The sequence below is a fragment of the Neisseria leonii genome (assembly GCF_028776105.2).
GTDB lineage: Bacteria > Pseudomonadota > Gammaproteobacteria > Burkholderiales > Neisseriaceae > Neisseria > Neisseria leonii.
Window position 1 is genome coordinate 2,122,978 of record NZ_CP145606.1, and the last position, 16,306, is coordinate 2,139,283.

Annotated in this window: 15 protein-coding genes and 1 other RNA gene; 10 read left to right on the top strand and 6 right to left on the bottom strand. The window is 58.8% G+C overall.

Going from position 1 to position 16,306, the window contains the following annotated elements; genetic code table 11:
* Positions 1-21: 21 nt before the first annotated feature.
* The 6 genes from ORY85_RS10175 to rpsI all read left to right on the top strand — a co-directional run bounded on the left by ORY85_RS10175 (position 22) and on the right by rpsI (position 3,026).
* The gene (locus ORY85_RS10175) at positions 22-1,011 is read left to right on the top strand and encodes an NAD(P)H-dependent glycerol-3-phosphate dehydrogenase (protein ID WP_274570835.1); all 990 of its coding nucleotides are present in this window, start codon (positions 22-24) and stop codon (positions 1,009-1,011) included.
* A gap of 37 nt (positions 1,012-1,048) precedes the next feature.
* Positions 1,049-1,480 (top strand): hypothetical protein, encoded by a 432-nt coding sequence (locus ORY85_RS10180; RefSeq protein ID WP_274570834.1) that lies wholly within the window; start codon positions 1,049-1,051, stop codon positions 1,478-1,480.
* Positions 1,481-1,526: 46 nt separating this feature from the next.
* The gene (locus tag ORY85_RS10185) at positions 1,527-1,820 is read left to right on the top strand and encodes a cell division protein ZapA (RefSeq protein ID WP_274570833.1); all 294 of its coding nucleotides are present in this window, start codon (positions 1,527-1,529) and stop codon (positions 1,818-1,820) included.
* A 5-nt stretch (positions 1,821-1,825) separates the two neighbouring features.
* Positions 1,826-2,007: non-coding RNA, 6S RNA (gene ssrS / locus ORY85_RS10190), on the top strand.
* A 179-nt stretch (positions 2,008-2,186) separates the two neighbouring features.
* The gene (rplM, locus tag ORY85_RS10195; protein ID WP_274570832.1) at positions 2,187-2,618 is read left to right on the top strand and encodes a 50S ribosomal protein L13; all 432 of its coding nucleotides are present in this window, start codon (positions 2,187-2,189) and stop codon (positions 2,616-2,618) included.
* Positions 2,619-2,633: 15 nt separating this feature from the next.
* Positions 2,634-3,026: a 30S ribosomal protein S9 gene (gene rpsI, locus ORY85_RS10200; RefSeq protein ID WP_274570831.1), complete on the top strand. Its 393-nt coding sequence runs from the start codon at positions 2,634-2,636 to the stop codon at positions 3,024-3,026.
* Between the two features lie 518 nt (positions 3,027-3,544).
* Here the strand turns inward: rpsI and murJ are convergent.
* The gene (gene murJ, locus ORY85_RS10210; protein ID WP_274570830.1) at positions 3,545-5,083 is read right to left on the bottom strand and encodes a murein biosynthesis integral membrane protein MurJ; all 1,539 of its coding nucleotides are present in this window, start codon (positions 5,081-5,083) and stop codon (positions 3,545-3,547) included.
* Positions 5,084-5,162: 79 nt separating this feature from the next.
* Complete coding sequence (amgK, locus tag ORY85_RS10215) at positions 5,163-6,167, bottom strand: N-acetylmuramate/N-acetylglucosamine kinase AmgK (protein ID WP_274570829.1); 1,005 nt, start codon at positions 6,165-6,167, stop codon at positions 5,163-5,165.
* A gap of 61 nt (positions 6,168-6,228) precedes the next feature.
* Here amgK and ORY85_RS10220 point away from each other — a divergent pair, with 61 nt between their 5' ends.
* A complete protein-coding gene (locus ORY85_RS10220) occupies positions 6,229-8,550 on the top strand; it encodes an LPS-assembly protein LptD (RefSeq protein ID WP_274570828.1) in 2,322 nt (773 codons plus the stop codon).
* The gene (locus ORY85_RS10225) at positions 8,547-9,512 is read left to right on the top strand and encodes a peptidylprolyl isomerase (protein WP_274570827.1); all 966 of its coding nucleotides are present in this window, start codon (positions 8,547-8,549) and stop codon (positions 9,510-9,512) included. Before ORY85_RS10220 ends, ORY85_RS10225 begins: the two co-directional genes overlap by 4 nt.
* A gap of 304 nt (positions 9,513-9,816) precedes the next feature.
* Here ORY85_RS10225 and ORY85_RS10230 read toward each other — a convergent pair whose 3' ends face one another.
* Together ORY85_RS10230 and hemA are read right to left on the bottom strand one after the other, a co-directional pair.
* Positions 9,817-11,802 carry a pilus assembly protein gene (locus ORY85_RS10230; RefSeq protein ID WP_274570826.1) on the bottom strand — a complete coding sequence of 662 codons (1,986 nt, stop codon included), beginning with the start codon at positions 11,800-11,802 and terminating at the stop codon, positions 9,817-9,819.
* A gap of 342 nt (positions 11,803-12,144) precedes the next feature.
* A complete protein-coding gene (gene hemA / locus ORY85_RS10235) occupies positions 12,145-13,404 on the bottom strand; it encodes a glutamyl-tRNA reductase (protein ID WP_274570825.1) in 1,260 nt (419 codons plus the stop codon).
* Between the two features lie 135 nt (positions 13,405-13,539).
* Between hemA and pdxH the strand changes: the two genes are divergently transcribed.
* Positions 13,540-14,181, top strand: a complete 642-nt coding sequence (gene pdxH / locus ORY85_RS10240) for a pyridoxamine 5'-phosphate oxidase (protein ID WP_274570824.1) — start codon at positions 13,540-13,542, stop codon at positions 14,179-14,181.
* Positions 14,182-14,413: 232 nt separating this feature from the next.
* Here the strand turns inward: pdxH and ORY85_RS10245 are convergent, their stop codons facing one another.
* Together ORY85_RS10245 and ORY85_RS10250 are read right to left on the bottom strand one after the other, a co-directional pair.
* Positions 14,414-15,523, bottom strand: a complete 1,110-nt coding sequence (locus ORY85_RS10245; RefSeq protein WP_274570823.1) for an endonuclease/exonuclease/phosphatase family protein — start codon at positions 15,521-15,523, stop codon at positions 14,414-14,416.
* A gap of 54 nt (positions 15,524-15,577) precedes the next feature.
* Positions 15,578-15,763 carry a zinc-finger domain-containing protein gene (locus ORY85_RS10250; RefSeq protein WP_274570822.1) on the bottom strand — a complete coding sequence of 62 codons (186 nt, stop codon included), beginning with the start codon at positions 15,761-15,763 and terminating at the stop codon, positions 15,578-15,580.
* A 231-nt stretch (positions 15,764-15,994) separates the two neighbouring features.
* On the opposite strand from ORY85_RS10250, the gene ORY85_RS10255 reads away from it, so the two are divergent.
* Entirely contained in the window at positions 15,995-16,294 is a 300-nt protein-coding gene (locus ORY85_RS10255) for a lipopolysaccharide assembly LapA domain-containing protein (protein ID WP_274570999.1), read from the top strand.
* The last annotated feature ends 12 nt before the right edge of the window (positions 16,295-16,306 follow it).

A 16,306-nucleotide genomic window follows, 5' to 3' on the forward strand; every position in this document is an offset into this window, starting at 1 on the left:
AAAATGACCGGAGAGGGCGATATGAAGATTAGCGTGATCGGTGCGGGCGCGTGGGGAACCGCGCTGGCGATCCACTTTGCGCTGCACGGCCACCAAGTGGCGATGTGGGCGCGCAACCGCGAACAGTTGGCCGCCATGCAGGCCGAGCGCGAAAACAAGCGTTATTTCCCCGGTTTCGCATTGCCGGACAATCTGACGGCGCATACCGAACTGGCCGATGCCTTGGACGGCAGCGGTTTGGTATTGGTGGTAACGTCGGTGGCCGGTTTGCGCGACAGCGTGGAACAGATAAAATCCGCCGGTTTCGGCCACCTGCCGGTTCTGACCGCCTGCAAAGGCTTTGAGCTGGATACCGGTTTGCTGACGTTTCAGGTGGTGCAGGAAGTCTTGCCCGACAACGACAAAATCGGCGTGCTCTCCGGCCCCAGCTTTGCGCAGGAATTGGCCAAACAGCTGCCGTGTGCGGTGGTACTGGCCTCGCAAAACGAAGCGTGGATCAGCGGCTTGGTGCGCCAGCTGAATACGCCCGTGATGCGCCTGTATGCCAACACAGACATCATCGGCGTGGCCGTCGGCGGCGCGGTGAAAAACGTCATGGCGATTGCCACCGGCCTTTCAGACGGCCTCGAATACGGTCTGAATGCCCGTGCGGCACTGGTAACACGCGGTTTGGCCGAAATTACCCGTCTGGCCGTGGCGATGGGTGCGCAGCAGAAAACCATGATGGGCCTGGCAGGCATGGGCGATTTAATCCTGACCTGTACCGGCGCACTTTCGCGCAACCGCAAAGTCGGATTGGGCCTGGCTTCGGGCAAGCCGCTGCATCAGGTGCTGACCGAAATCGGCCATGTGGCCGAAGGCGTGCCGACCATCGACGAAGTTTTCGACGCGGCCTGCCGTTATCAAATCGATATGCCGATTACCCAGATGCTGTACGAATTGGTACGCAACGAATTGTCGGCCAAAGATGTGGTCGAGCGCCTGATGGAGCGCGAGGCCAAGTCGGAATAAAACAGAATCAAACACAATTAACACAAGGTTATTTCAGATGTATCCGCAAGACACAAGCGGGCAGCAGATTCCCGCTGTCGAAACTTTTGATCCGCAGGCTGCCGTTCAGACGGCCGGTGAAGACGATCAGGTTTTAACTGCCGCGCTGGAACGGTTGGAAAACGGTATCGGCCGTTTGGCCGAAAAAATGGCCGCATTGCAGGAGCAGTATCGAAAATTACAGGAGGAAAAAGAAGAAATCGAGCTGGAAAACCTGATGCTCAAAGACGAGGCATCAGAACAAGAGCAACGCCACCGGCAAACTGTAACCGAATTGAACGAAGCGCTGAAAGTTCAAGTCAGCCAGCTGCGCGACGATATGCAGAAACGCCTCGACGATCTGACTGCCGAAAACGTCCGCTACCGCCGTGCGCTGGAAAACGGAGCGGACGGCATCGAACGCCTGCTGGCCGATTGGGGCGGGGCGTAACGCGCAGTCCGGCCCACCCGTTCAGACGGCCTGTGAAAGATAAGAGATGACGACAGAACATGTGCCGGTCCGACTGCTCGGCCGCAGCTTTACCATCGGTGCGCCGCAGAGCGAGACCGCGCGGCTGGCCGATGCGGTAGCGCGTTTGAATGAAAAAGCCGCCGCCGTGCGTGCCAGCGGCCGTGTGTTGGACAACGAACAGATCATTGTGATGGCGGCACTCAATGTGGTGCACGACCTGTTGCGCGATTTGCATGCAGCGGATTTGGCAAACGCCAAAACAGCGCGTAAAATAGCGCAATTGGCAAAACTGTGCGACAAAACCTTGTCGCAGCCGTAACGTTTTATTCCCTGCGGTGTCCGTGAAGGCATACATTCCTTTGAACCAATAAGTTCGCTTCAGGTTGCCGGGAGTTTGCAGTGGGCGAGCGTGTTCCGTTCGGAATGTACCCGAAACTGCCCGAGGCAGCCGCCTTGTCTGACAAGGTTCAAGCGGATTGAGCCGAAGCGCCACCTGCGGGGAACCCTTTCCAAACGCCCTGACTGCGGGGCGTTTTTTGCTGCACGGCCGTTTTGTCTGCGGGCACATGGTGCCGGTGCAACAATTTTACCGCTGCGAGTGAATAAAGCGGGCGGCAACATTGACAAATCGGACGGGAGTCTCTAAAATCGGCAGCTTTCTATATATTTGTTTGGACTACTCCATATGAAAACCTTTTCAGCCAAGCCGCACGAGGTTAAGCGCGAATGGTTTGTAATCGATGCGGAAGACAAAGTTCTGGGTCGCGTTGCAGCCGAAGTTGCCAGCCGCCTGCGCGGCAAACACAAGCCCGAATACACTCCCCACGTTGATACCGGCGACTACATCATTGTCGTCAATGCCGACAAGCTGCGTGTAACCGGTGCCAAACTTGAAGACAAAAAATACTACCGCCACTCGGGCTTTCCGGGCGGTATTTACGAGCGTACATTCCGCGAAATGCAGGAGAAATTTCCCGGCCGCGCGCTGGAAAAAGCCGTAAAAGGTATGCTGCCGAAAGGTCCTTTGGGCTACGCCATGATCAAAAAACTGAAAGTGTATGCCGGTGCGGAACACCAACACGCCGCCCAGCAGCCCAAAGTTTTGGAATTGAAATAATAAGGACACGAATAAATGAACGGTAAATACTACTACGGCACAGGCCGCCGCAAAAGTTCAGTTGCCCGCGTGTTCCTGCAAAAAGGCACCGGTCAAATCATTGTCAACGGCCGTCCCGTTGATGAGTTCTTCGCACGCGAAACCAGCCGAATGGTGGTTCGTCAACCTTTGGTTCTGACTGAAAATGCCGAGGCTTTCGATATTAAAGTCAACGTAACCGGCGGTGGCGAAACCGGCCAATCGGGCGCTATCCGCCACGGTATTACCCGTGCGCTGATTGATTATGATGCAGCCTTGAAATCCGCACTGTCGCAAGCCGGCTTTGTTACCCGCGATGCCCGTGAAGTTGAGCGTAAAAAACCGGGTCTGCGCAAAGCACGCCGCGCCAAACAGTTCTCGAAACGTTAATCTGTTACTATGGATATACACCCCGCTTTGTGCGGGGTGTTTTTTTCAGACGGCCTTTGGCGGCAGGGAAGGGATGAACCGGACGGCATCGGATAGTGCGTTCGGCTCTCGGGAAAGCTGAAATCCGCATCGGGGTGTCGGGGTTTTGCCGGATTTGCCGGCGACGGCCGCCTGCCATCGTTGCAGAAGCGGGAGGGATCTGCCCGACTGCGCCTCCGACAGCATGGAAATCTGACAGGCCGTTTTTTAGACGGCCTTATATGTTACAGGTTTGAAGGAGCTTAACAAAACTTCACGGGATCTGTGAGTCACAGTCATCATCACTTGCGTCAGCTTAGTTCGAGTTCCCATACGTTAAAATCAAAGGAACCCGACTATGTCTGCGCCTATGTCTTCTCTTTTACTTCCACCAAAGGTGGTGTCGGTAAAACGATGTTAACCGCAAACTTGGCCGGTTTGCCGGCCGATTTGGGTTTGCGTGTCCTGATGATCGATGCCGATGTACAGCCCAGTCTTTATCAGTTTTCGGAGCGTTTGAAATGTCGGGCGCGAAAGCCCAAGGCAAACAGGGCAGCAAAGTACAGGGCGGCACCGGTGCCGATCAGGCCGCCCAGCTGTAAGGCTTTCTGCCAGCCGCGTGCCTGCGTCCAGTCCAGCGGCAGGTAGGTTTGCACCAGCCACAGTCCTCCGCCCATGACCAGCAGGGCTGCGGCGAGTTTGACTAAGAATGCCGTCCAGCCGGGACCGGGGCGGTAAAAACCGTTGATGCGCAATAAAGTATACAGCAGCACGGCATTCAGGCAGGCACCCAGCCCGATGGCCAGCGACAGGCCGACGTGTTGCAGCGGACCGATAAAGGCCAGATTCATCAGTTGGGTAACGGCCAAGGTAAAGATGCCGACTTTGACCGGTGTTTTGATGTTTTGGCGGGCATAAAAAGCCGGTGCCAGTACTTTAATCATAATCAGGCCGATGAGGCCGAACGAATAGGCAATCAGCGCGTTTTTCGTCATCAGCGCATCGTGCAGGCCGAAATTGTTGTACATAAAGAGCGTGGCCACCAGCGGAAAGGCCAGCACGGCCAATCCGACGGCGGCGGGCATGGCCAGCAGCATACACAGGCGCAACCCCCAGTCGAGCAGGGCAGAAAATTCCTGTTTGTCGCCGGTGGCAGAGTGTTTCGACAGGGCTGGCAGCAGAATGGTACCCAGTGCCACCCCCAGAACGCCGGTGGGCAGTTCCATCAGCCGGTCGGCGTAATACATCCATGAAACGCTGCCCGATTGCAGAAACGAGGCGAAAATGGTGTTGATGACCAGCGAAATCTGCGCGATGCTCACGCCCAAAACCGCCGGTGCCATCTGTTTGAGTACGCGGTTCACCGCCGCATCTTTGAAATTGAGTTTGGGCAGGTGGAGAAAGCCGAGTCTGAACAGCCACGGCAGCTGGAAGGCCAGTTGCAGCAGGCCGCCGACGAAGACCGCCCATGCCAGTGCCAAAACAGGCGGGTCGAAATAAGGTGCCAGAAACAGGGCGAACACGATAAACGCGATATTGAGGAATGTCGGCGTGAAAGCGGGAATGCTGAACCGGTGGAAAGTGTTGAGAATCGAGCCGACGAAAGACGATAGCGAAATCAGCAGGATATAGGGAAACGTGATGCGCAGAAGTTCGACCGACAGGGCGAATTTGTCGGGTTTGGCGGCAAAGCCCGGCGCGGTCAGATAGATAATCCACGGTGCGGCCAGAATGCCGGCGGCGGTCACAACGGTCAGCGCGAACGTCAGCATACCGGCCACATGGCGGATAAATTCGCGGGTAGCGGCTTCGGAACGGGTTTGGCGGTATTCGGCCAAAATCGGCACAAAAGCTTGGGCAAACGCGCCCTCGGCAAAAATCCGCCGCAGCAGATTGGGCAGTTTGAAGGCCACAAAAAAGGCATCGGTGGCCGCTCCCGCGCCGAAGGTGCGGGCGATAATCGAGTCGCGGATAAAGCCCAGAATCCGCGATACCATAGTCAAACTGCCGACTCTTGCCAGCGCGCCGAGTAAATTCATAATCCAGCCAATTCAAAATGAGTACGACAGGCCGTCTGAAAACCGCATAGTACGGCGGTGTTTCAGACGGCCTTGATGATCAGAATGTGTAACCCGTTTTCAGTTCGTCGTCGCCCACCAAATCTACCAGTAGGGCATAGAGCGGCGCCAGATCGGTATAGCGGCGCGAGGTGCGGCGCAGATAATTGAGGAAACGCGGGATTTCGGGGCGGTATTTGTCTTTGCCGTCGCGGTAATACAGACGGGCGAAAATACCGGCCACTTTCAGATGACGCTGTACGCCCATCCATTCAAACCAGCGGTAAAATTCATCGAATTGAGCCGGAACGGGCAGGCCGGCGGCGCGTGCTTTTTCCCAGTAACGGATAACCAAGTCCAGTACAAATTCTTCTTCCCACTCGATAAACGCATCGCGCAGCAGGGAAACCAAATCGTAGCTGACCGGGCCGTAGAGCGCGTCCTGAAAGTCCAGCACGCCCGGGCGGCCGTTTTGCAGCATCAGATTGCGCACGATAAAATCGCGGTGCACATAGACTTTGGGCTGTGCCAGAAGCGGCGGCAGCAGGACATCGACTGTTTGCTGCCAGAGCTGTTTTTGTTTGAATGAAAATGGTTTGCCCAATTCTTTGGCGGCAAACCATTCGGGAAACAGATTGATTTCGCGCAGCATGGTGTCGCGGTCATAATCGGGCAGCACGTTTTCGCGGCTGCTTTTCTGCAACGCCACCAATTCGTCAACGGCTTCGAGCAGCAGCACTTTGTGGACGGCTTCGCGCGTATCGTGCTGCATGGCCGCCAGAAACGTGGTGCTGCCCAAATCGTTGAGCAGCATAAAGCCGCGCGCTTCATCGGCCAGCAGGATTTGCGGCACATTGACCGCATCAAACAGTTTCTGCACTCTGATATACGGCGCAATGCTCATTTTGTCCGGCGGCGCGTCCATACAGATCAGGCTTTCGCCGTCGGCGAAGCGGGCGCGGAAATAGCGGCGGAAGTCGGCATCGGCGGCGGCAAAACTTAATTCGAAACTGCGTTCGGGGTAGTGTGCGGCGAGCCAATTTTTTAGTTCGGTTTGTCGTTGCATGGCGTTTTTCGGGTTAAAATAAACGCTATTTTAACTGGCAAAAGTGTTTTAAGGTGATTCTTTGGCACGTTTATTTTTAGTGAAACCGATGGTGTTGACCGTGGGCATGGCATTGGGCGGCACGGTTGCCGCCGCAGATACGCCGCTGGGGCGCACCTGCCTGTCCTGCTCGCCGCAGGATTTGCCCGCCGGGCCGGAAGTTTCCGTCCGCCGCAGCGGGCAGGCGGAACTGCCGCAGGACTATACCCGCATTACTGCCGATGCAGTCGAAGGGCAGAGCCAAGTTAAGGTGCGCGCCAGCGGTGATGTGATTGTCGAGCGCAACGCGCAAACGCTGAATGCCGACTGGGTCGATTACAATCAGGCTAGCGATACGGTAACGGCGGGCGAACGTTTTGTACTGGAAGATAACGGCACAGTAGTCAGCGGCGAGAAGCTCGAATACCGCTTGGACGGCAGCAGCGGCCGTGCCGAAAATGCCGATATGGTTGTCGAGCAGGACGGCCGTCGCTTACAGGCGGCCAGCAGGCTGGCGGAAGTGGCGGGCGATGGGCGCTATCAGTTGAAAGATGTGATGTTCAATACCTGCGAGCGCGGCGATGCGTCGTGGTATATCCGTGCCGACAGCGTCGAGGCCGATTACGGTACGGGCATCGGCGTGGCCAAAAATGCGCGGCTGGTATTCGGCGGTGTGCCGGTCATGTACACGCCGTGGGCGGATTTTCCGCTTAACGGTAACCGCAAATCGGGTTTTTTGGTGCCTGATTTGAGCATCGGTTCAGACGGCACCGAAGTCAATCTGCCGTATTATTTCAATCTGGCACCCAATTACGATGCCACCCTGAACGTGGGCGGTATCAGTTCGCGCGGCGCGCGCTTGGGCGGCGAGTTCCGCTATCTGGAACCGGCCTATACCGGTACGGCCGCCGTAACCTGGCTGCCCTACGACAGCCGCCGCAGACAAAGCAACCGCTATCATCTCCAATGGCAGCACAGTCAGCAGCTGGCATCCAATCTCAGTTTGGGTGTGGATTACAATTTGGTGTCGGATGATGATTATGCGCGCGATTTTTACCGCTACGATGCGGCTTCCAATGTCAATTACAACCGCCAAGTCTGGTTGAACCATCAGACGGAAATCGCCGGAGGCCGTCTGGAAAGCAGCGCGATGGCGCAAAACTACCAAACGCTGGCCGATAAGAACGGCTATAAAAACAAGCCTTATGCCATCATGCCGCGTGTGTCGGGCCGTTGGCAGCGCCACTGGGGCGGTACGCAGGCGGATATTTTTGCCCAATTTACCCGTTTCGACCATCAAGAACGGCAAAACGGCAGCCGCAGCGTGCTCTACCCGAGCATCAGCCACGATTTCCGCAACAGTTGGGGCTATATCCGGCCGAAATTCGGCGTACATTACACTTATTATGCGCTGAACGGATTCGGCAGCCAGGCCGCCCGTTCGCGCAGCCGTACACTGCCGGTTTTCAATATTGATGCGGGCCTGACCTTCGAGCGCGATACTGCCCTGTTCGGACGCGCTTATCTGCAAACCTTGGAGCCGCGTTTTTTCTACAACTATATTCCTGCCAAAGCGCAGAATGACCTGCCCAATTTCGATACTTCCGAAAACAGCGCCAGTTACGAGCAGCTGTTCCGTGAAAATCTGTATTCGGGGCAAGACCGCATCAATGCGGCCAACAGTCTGACGGCTGCACTGCAAACGCGCTATTTGGACAAACAGAGCGGCGGAGAGCGGCTGCGTGCGGGCATCGGCCAGAAATATTATTTCACGACCGACAATGTGCAGCTGGACGGCAGCGTGGCGCGTACTTCGCGTAGCCGTTCCGATTCGTTTGGCTTTGTGGAAGGCCGTCTGACCGACAGCATCAGTACCCATGCCGCCGTGCATTACAATGACGACCAAGGGCGGGTCGAAAAGATGTCTGCCGGTTTGCTTTACCGGCCGCAGGCGGGTAAAGTGCTGAGTGTGCGTTATCAGTACGGCCGCCACGAACCGATTTATTTGGAGAGTAACGGTGCGTATTATTACGGCAAACTCCGCCAGATCGATTTGGCCGCCCAGTGGCCGCTGAGCCGCAACCTCTACGGTGTCGCGCGCTTCAATTACGCGCTCAATGTGAACCGTGCGCTGGATACGGTGCTCGGTTTGGAGTACCGCAGCGGCTGCGGCTGTTGGAGCGGCAGCGTGCTTGCCCAGCGTTATGTTAACGGCATGGACGGCAATAAAAACAGTACGTACAAAAATGCTGTATTTCTGACTTTGCAGTTGAAAGATTTAAGCAATATCGGCCAGAAAACCGGCGATATGCTGAACCGTGCCGTGCCCGGATATGTCAAAACCAACGAGGTAGTGAACCGATGAAGATGAAAACTGTTCTGCTGGCCGTGGTGGCCGGCCTTGCCCTGCCAACCGTACAGGCAGCCGGAGTGAAAGCCGTCGACAGTATTGCGGCAGTGGCCGACAATCAGGTGATTACGTTAAGCCGGCTCAACGCGGCCGTGGAGGCGGCCAAACGCAGCGGCGGTGTCCGCGGTATGACGGACGGCCAGATCCGCAATCAGGTACTGGCGCAGTTGATTAACGAGTCGCTGCTGGTACAGGCAGGCAAGCGGCGCGGTCTGGCGGCGAGCGAGGCGGAAGTCGATGCCGAGCTGGCGCGTCAGGCGGCGGCACAGAAAATCGGGGTTGAGGCGCTGTATGCCCGGGCGGCGCGGAACGGTATCGGCCGAAATGCTTTGCGCCGTCAGGCAGCAGATACAGTGGTGGGACAGAAGGTGCGGCAGCAGGTGATTCAGCAGCAGGCACAGGTCAGCGATCAGGAAATCGATGCGGCCATCGAACAGGCGGCGCGTCAGGGCATTGCCCTGCCCGAAGGCGGGGCGGTTAAAGAATACCGTGCCCAGCATATTCTGATTAAGGCCGATCAGGCTCTGGCCGCCGCAGCGGCCGAGGATACCATTCACAAACTGTGGCGCGAAGCGCGCAGCGGGCAGGATTTTGCTCAGTTGGCGCGGCAATATTCCCAAGATGCGGGCAGTGCGCCGCAGGGCGGCGACTTGGGCTGGTTTTCAGACGGCGTGATGGTGCCGGAGTTTGAAGCCGCCGTGAAAAGTCTGAAACCCGGCCAATTGAGCCGCCCGGTGAAGAGCCAGTTCGGCTGGCATATTATCCGGCTGAATGAAACCCGTGAATCGGGTTCGCCCGAAGCGCGCCGCCGCCATGCGGTGCGCAACCTGATTGTGCAGCAGAAAACCGCACAGGCGCAGGCCGCCCTGTTGCAGCAGCTGCACGAGGGGGCGTATGTGGATGTGCGTGTGCGCTGAATATTGAGGGCGGTAATGTTCCATACCGCCGGAGGCCGTCTGAAAATGCCGTCGGGTGTTTTCAGACGGCCTTTGTGTATAGGCGGGGCGGCTGTTTGGTGGTTGTTATACTGCGGGAAATGCGCTTGGCGGCGGGGCGGAAGCATAGGTGCAGGTACAGGTCAGGCCGCCTGAACCGGCAGTCAATCTGTTTGGGCTTGGCAGCCGCCCGCAGAATCCGTGTGGGCTGACAAAAATGCGTATTGCCTGTTTTCAGACGGCCTGTGTGTGTTGAAAAGTAAAATGGCGGGAGCTCCCAGAACGTTCACAGCAACCGCCATGTCAGGCGGTGCAGGCGTTTGGCGGCATCGGGGTAAACGGTCTGCCATTGCGGGTTTTGCGGGTCGGTCAGCATCAGGACGGTTTTGTCGTGGCGCATGATGACGGGGGAGCCGCTTTGCGCGTGCGGCATACGCTCGGGCGGCTGTCCGGCATCGGGTTGGAAGAAACCGGCCGTGCCTGCGCCGCTCTGTGCGGATACGGCATAGCTGTAACCGCCGGCCAGTGCGCCGCAGCGCGGGTCGGCACCGTCATGCGTGTTGAGCAGCCATTGTTTGTTCAGCAGCTGCGAATCGGTAACGACTTGTTCGTAATGGGTGCGGCCGTTTTTCTCGACTGCGGGCAGATCCAGCCGCCAGCCTTGGTGTTGCGGGGTAAGTACGCGGCGGCTGATGCGGTTGCCGCTGAGGGTTTGAATGAGCAGCGAGTCGGGGCTGATGCTGCGGTTATCCAGCAGATCCGTCAGGCCGTACAGGCTTTGCGGGGCGGCGGCGTAACGGGCATTTTGGCCGTGGCGGCCGATTTGGCGCAGGCCGGTACCGAAGTTGATAATGGCGCGGCCGTTGCGGTAGGACACCAGCGGCGCGGTGGAAACGGGCTGTCCGGCGGCGGTTTGGAACAGGCGGTGCGGACGGGTGCGCAGCCAGTGTTGCAGATTGTCGGCGCGCAGGTCGAAACGCCAGATATTGCCCTGCAAGTCGCCCGCATAGGCGTAGTCGGTGATGCCGTCCCGGTTGTCGTCCAGTACGGCAACACCGGAAATGCCGTTGCCGCCGACGGCGCCTGTGGCGAGAAAATGCAGCGTCGGCGTACCGCTGAGGCTGTCTATGTCGATCAGGAACAGCCCCGCTTCGCCTGAGGCGGCGCGGCAGATGCCGTCTGAAATATCGTCGGCGGTGCAGTAGCCGTTGCCGCTCAGAATGCCCCGGTTGCCGTTGTTGAGGCGGGTGAAAACCGCGCGGCCGTTGTGCGCGCCCAAGTGGCGCAGTTGCGGGTGGCCGCTTTGCTGTGTCCATTCGGCTACGGCGGCGGGGCGGTCGGGTCGGGAAATATCCAGCAGATAAACGGCTTGGCCGCCGCTGCCCAAGCTGCCCGCCAGCCAAGTGTGCCAACGGCCGCTGTGGAAAACATCGCCTGCCTGGGGTGCGCTGTCGTGAAACGGTCGTCCGGCATATTGCGGGTGGCTGAAATCGGCGGCGGGCTGATCGGGGCGGTGCAGGGCGCGCAAGGCGGCATCGGGTAGATAGGCGGAACGTTCGCGGCCGTCGTCGTCCGCTTGGCCGGGGCCGGCGGCGAAAGCGTGGAGCAGGCCGTCGTTGGCGGGGAAGTACAGGGTATGCAGGCGGGTGGCGTGAAGGCGGACAAACTCGGCATGGCTTTGCGCGCCGGGTTGCTGTTCGGCAACGGGTTGTTGCGGATAGCGGCGGTTTTGCCCGTTGAAGGCGGCAGGCTGCGGCTGCGGTTTGCCCATCAGCAGCGGGCGGCCGGTACGGGCATCGGCCAGCAGCGATGTACGCGCGCGGAACAGGCCGTCTGAATTGCCGTTTTCAGACGGCCTTTCCTGTTCGCGGCTGCCCTGCCAATATGCCCACCGCAGCGGGTCGGCAACGGCCTGCTGCTGTACGGCGGCCAGCTGCGGCCATAAGGCCGGACGGCCGCCGTTGAACCAAGTCAGCCAGTGCCGCTGAGGCGGCGGAGTGGGCGGCAGGATACGGCGCGGTTCGGCACATTCGCCGCCGGTCAGTGTGCAGGCTGCGTCCCACAATGCGGATCCGGTCAGATAGCGGCCGCCGCGCCGCTGTTCGATCGGATGTGCGGTCAGGCTGCTGCCGAAAGTGTCCGGGCGGTAGCGGGCGATATAGACACGGCGGGTTTCACTGTCGGCCAAAACCGGGCCGGGACACCATGTCTGCGCGGCCGCCGCTACCGGTGCGGCAAACGCCAACCCGAATGCAATCAGCAGGCGCATCATTTGTTTTCCACCCTGATCCAACCATACGGCAGAAATTATGCTGACGGAATAATAAAATGGCAAGGGCGGGGTGATGCGGCAGGTGGTATCCACCACCAAAAAAGCAGAACCCTGCGGATGCCGACAGGGTGCCGACGGATAATGCGGGAGAGCAGAGTGTACCAGAGATGATGTTTCCGGTTTCGGGGCAGCGTGCAGAATCCGGCAGTTTGAGCCGTTTTGCCGTCTTGGCCGACCAACGGCGGCCATCCGGCCAATCAGCGCGCCGGTTCATGACCTAAAAAGACCGTTGTTCCGGTTTTTTGTTCCCAAGTGTTTGATTTCAGACGGCCTGCGTGCCGTTTATCGGTTTTCGGGCGGCGGCAGGCGGTAAATCTGTGCGACGGCTTCGACCAGTTCGGGAGCGTTGCCGCCCGATTTGGACAGGGTGCTGGTGGGCGAGTGCAGCAGTTTGTTGGTGAGCTGTACCGACAAACGTTCCAATACTTCTTCCGGCGGCGTACCTTTGGCCAGCTGCTTCATGGCATTTTCCAGCACATGGCGGCGGGCGCGTTCGCCTTCATCGCGCAGGGCGCGGATCAGCGGCACGCTTTGGCGGCCGCGCTGCCAGTCGATAAATTCCGCCACTTTCTGTTCGACCATGCGTTCGGCTTCCGAGGCCGCCTGAATGCGTGCTTCGCGGCCGCTGTGGACGATTTCCATCATATGATCGACCGTGTAGAGATATACATCATCAATGTCGGCCACTTCGGCTTCGATGTCGCGCGGCACGGCCAAATCGAGCATGAAAACAGGCAGATGGTGGCGTTGTCTGAGTGCGCGCTCGACCATGCCTTTGCCGACAATCGGCAATTCGCTGGCGGTGGAGGAGACGACCACATCGTAGCGGTGCAGAATATCCGGCAGATCGCCCAACAGAGCAGGTTCGGCATGGACGCCCAGTTTTTCGCATAAATCCTGCGCGCGCGGCAGGCTGCGGTTGGCCACTGTCATCAGGCGCGGGTTTTTGGCGGCAAAATAGGTCGCCACCAGCTCAATCATTTCGCCTGCACCGATAAACAGCACATTGAGCGTATCGATGGCGGGGAAAATCCGTTCGGCCATTTTTACCGAGGCGGCCGCCATCGAAACCGAACTTTCGCCCACGGCGGTGCTGCTGCGCACTTCTTTGGCAACGGAAAAAGTTTTTTGGAACAGCGGATTGAGGTGGGTACGGACGGTTTCCTGCTCCTGCCCCACGCGCACCGCGTCTTTGAGCTGGCCGAGAATCTGGGGCTCGCCCAACACCATGCTGTCCAGCCCGCAGGCCACGCGGAACGCGTGGCGGACGGTGTCGTGGCAGCCGAGCGTATAAAGATAGGGACGGAGGGTTTCGGCATCGACGCCGCGGTCGGCGGCCAGCCACGAAGCGATGCGTCCGCTGTCGCCGATACAGTACAGTTCGGTGCGGTTGCAGGTGGACAAAATGACCGCCTCTTCGGCCGCGCCGTCCGCCACCAGACGGCCGACGGCATCGGGCAGTACCGATGCGGCAAACGCCAGTTTCTCGCGTATGTCCAGCGGAGCGGTTTGGTGGTTCAGGCCGACGACGGTCAGTTGCATGATGGGAGCGGTATGGAAAAAACGCATTATTATAGCCGAAAACCGGTGCGGGAAAAAACGCGGCGGGCAATGTGCGGTAGGGCAGGAGGCGGCTTTTGTTATACAATCGGCCGACGGTTTCGGAGGAGTGAAAAAATGGATTTACGCAGTATCCGCGAAGAGTACAGTAAACGGGAATTGTCGGCGCACGAGTGCCCGGCCGATCCGCTGGAACAGCTGGAAAAATGGCTCGGCGAGGCCCTAGCCGCGCGGGTAAACGAGCCGACTGCGATGAATGTCGCAACGGTCGGAGCCGACGGGCGGCCGTCGGCGCGGGTGGTGCTGCTCAAAGAGTTGGGCGGCGGCGGTTTGGTGTTTTTCACCAATTATGAAAGCCGCAAAGGGCAGGCCTTGGCGCACCTGCCGTTTGCCGCCGCAACGTTTTTCTGGCCTGAATTGGAGCGGCAGGTGCGGGTGGAGGGCAGGGTGGAAAAACTGGATGCCGCCGCATCAGACGAGTATTTCGCTTCCCGCCCCTACACCAGCCGCATCGGTGCGTGGGCGAGCGAGCAGAGCCGTGTGATTGCCGATAAAAGCGTGTTGGTGAAACGCGCGGCCGCCATCGGTGTGCATCACCCGCTGAATGTACCGCGCCCGCCGCATTGGGGCGGATACCGCCTGCTGCCCGACCGTGTGGAGTTCTGGCAGGGGCGGCCGAGCCGTCTGCACGACCGTATCCAATACCGTTTGGACGGTGTGGAAAACGGCGGCTGGATTCAGGAGCGTCTGGCTCCGTAAGGATACGGGGTGCCGAGGCCGTCTGAAAACCGTCGGAAACGCGTTTCAGACGGCCTTAATATATTACAGGCTGAAAGGAGTTTAATAAAACTTCACAGTATTTTTTGGCAGTACGGCAGGGGTTCGGCCGGTGGCAGATTCGAAGCGGTTTGCGGTGTGAAACGGTGCGGGCGGGTGACAGGCCGTCTGAAAGCGGCCAGGTGTTTCAGACGGCCTGTTTGACGGCGGGAGGCTAGCGGCGGTAGTGCCGTTCGGCCACTTCGTGCAGCGGTTCGGCTTCGGCGATTTTCTCGGCGGCTTCCCGCTGTTCGGCGGCATCGGCGGCCTCTTTCTCCTGTATCGTACCGGCAGCGGGCTGATACTGGAATTTGCCGTATACGGGGAAATGGTCGGAACCGATGCAGGGCAGCACGCGGATGTCGGAAACCATAAAGTCGCTGCTGTGGAAGATATGGTCCAAGGGCCAGCGCAGAAACGGGTATCGGGCGTGGAAAGTGTTGTACAGGCCGCGCCCTTTGCGCGGGTCGAGCAGGCCGCTGATGCTTTGGAACAGGCGCGAGGTGCGCGACCAGGCCACATCGTTCAAATCGCCGACCACCATCACGGAGTCGCGGCAGCGTTGGATTTCCCGGCCGACCAGCAGCAGTTCCGCGTCGCGGTCGGTGGATGTGTCGGCTTCGGTGGGGCTGGGCGGCATCGGGTGCAGGCAGAAGAGTTTGATGCGTTTGCCGCTGCCCAGCACCAGATGGGTGGCAATCGACGGAATATGGTCGGCCACCCAGTAGCGCACTTCGGCATTTTCCAAGGGCAGGCGGCTGTAAAGGTGCATACCGTAGAGATTGTCGAGCGGGATTTTGACTGCATAGGCATAGTCCGATTCGGTTTGCAGGGTGTCCAGCTGCGCTTCCCACCACGCATCGCTTTCCAGAGTCAGCACCACATCGGGACGCAGGCGGCGGATTTGTGCCAGCAGCAAATCGGCACGGCGGTTGGGTGTGAGTACGTTGGCGGTCAGCAGGGAAACGGTGTTGCCGTCGTCCGGGCCGTTGTAGGGCAGCACTTCTACTTTCGCCAGACGGGTATAGGCCAGAATTTCTTTGAGCTGGTAGACGGAACAGGCCAGATTGAGGATTTGGAGCAGGGTAAACAGCCAGTGGCCGTCGCTGCGCAGCCATACATTGAGCGGGAGGCACAGCAGGCTGAAAGCCGCGATTTGGACGCGCGGGAAGTCGAAAATGCGGAAAAGCCAGTGGTTGTGCCGGATCAGGGGCAGCAGCGTGGCCAGTATCGGCAGGCTCAAAATGGCCGATAAGAACCAGTCGGCAGGGGAGAGGGTGGTCATGCGCAGGCCGTCTGAAAAAACAGTTGCGGGTTCAAGGGCAAAAGCAGGGGCGGGTCAGTGGCCTTTGGCTTCGCCGTCCAGATAGTAAACGGTACCGCAGTACGGGCATTCGGCACGGCTGTGCGACTGAATCGGCAGGAAAACGCGCGGGTGGCCGTTCCACAATTCGGTTTTCGGGCCGTTGCAGTACAGGGGCAGATCGTGCGGGGTCAGGGTTTGGATTGCAGCGGATTGAGACATGGCTCGGCCGTCCTCGGCGGTTGGGAAAATGCTGCGTATTGTACGCTATCCGGCCGCAATTGTGCAGCTTTGCGGCGTAGATGGAAGCGGCGGCGCACAGGCCGTCTGAAAACGGGGCGGCGGCACACCCGGCCTGCTCGATTTAGTTTTGGCGCAAAATCGTTTACACTATGCGGACAGATTGTGCGGCAGGCCGCCTGCCGACCGTTTCAGCCTAAGGGGGTGCCGATTGTGAAAGTGGTGTATCTGATTATCAAAGTCTTTATTCTGTTGGTGTTTTTGGTGTTGGCTCTGTGCAACCGCCAAGTGGTGCAGTTTTTCTATCTGCCCGGACAGGAAGTCAGCCTGCCGCTGATTGTGGTGCTGTTCGGTGCATTTGTGGTCGGTGCGCTGTTCGGCCTGTTTGCCATGTTCGGCCGCCTGCTGCGCCTGCGCAGCGAAAACGCTCGTTTGCGCGGCGAGGTAAAGAAAACCGCCCGTCTCAATGAACAGGATTTGGCCGTACCGGAAAACGGGGACGGCAAATACTGACCGGCTGCGGAA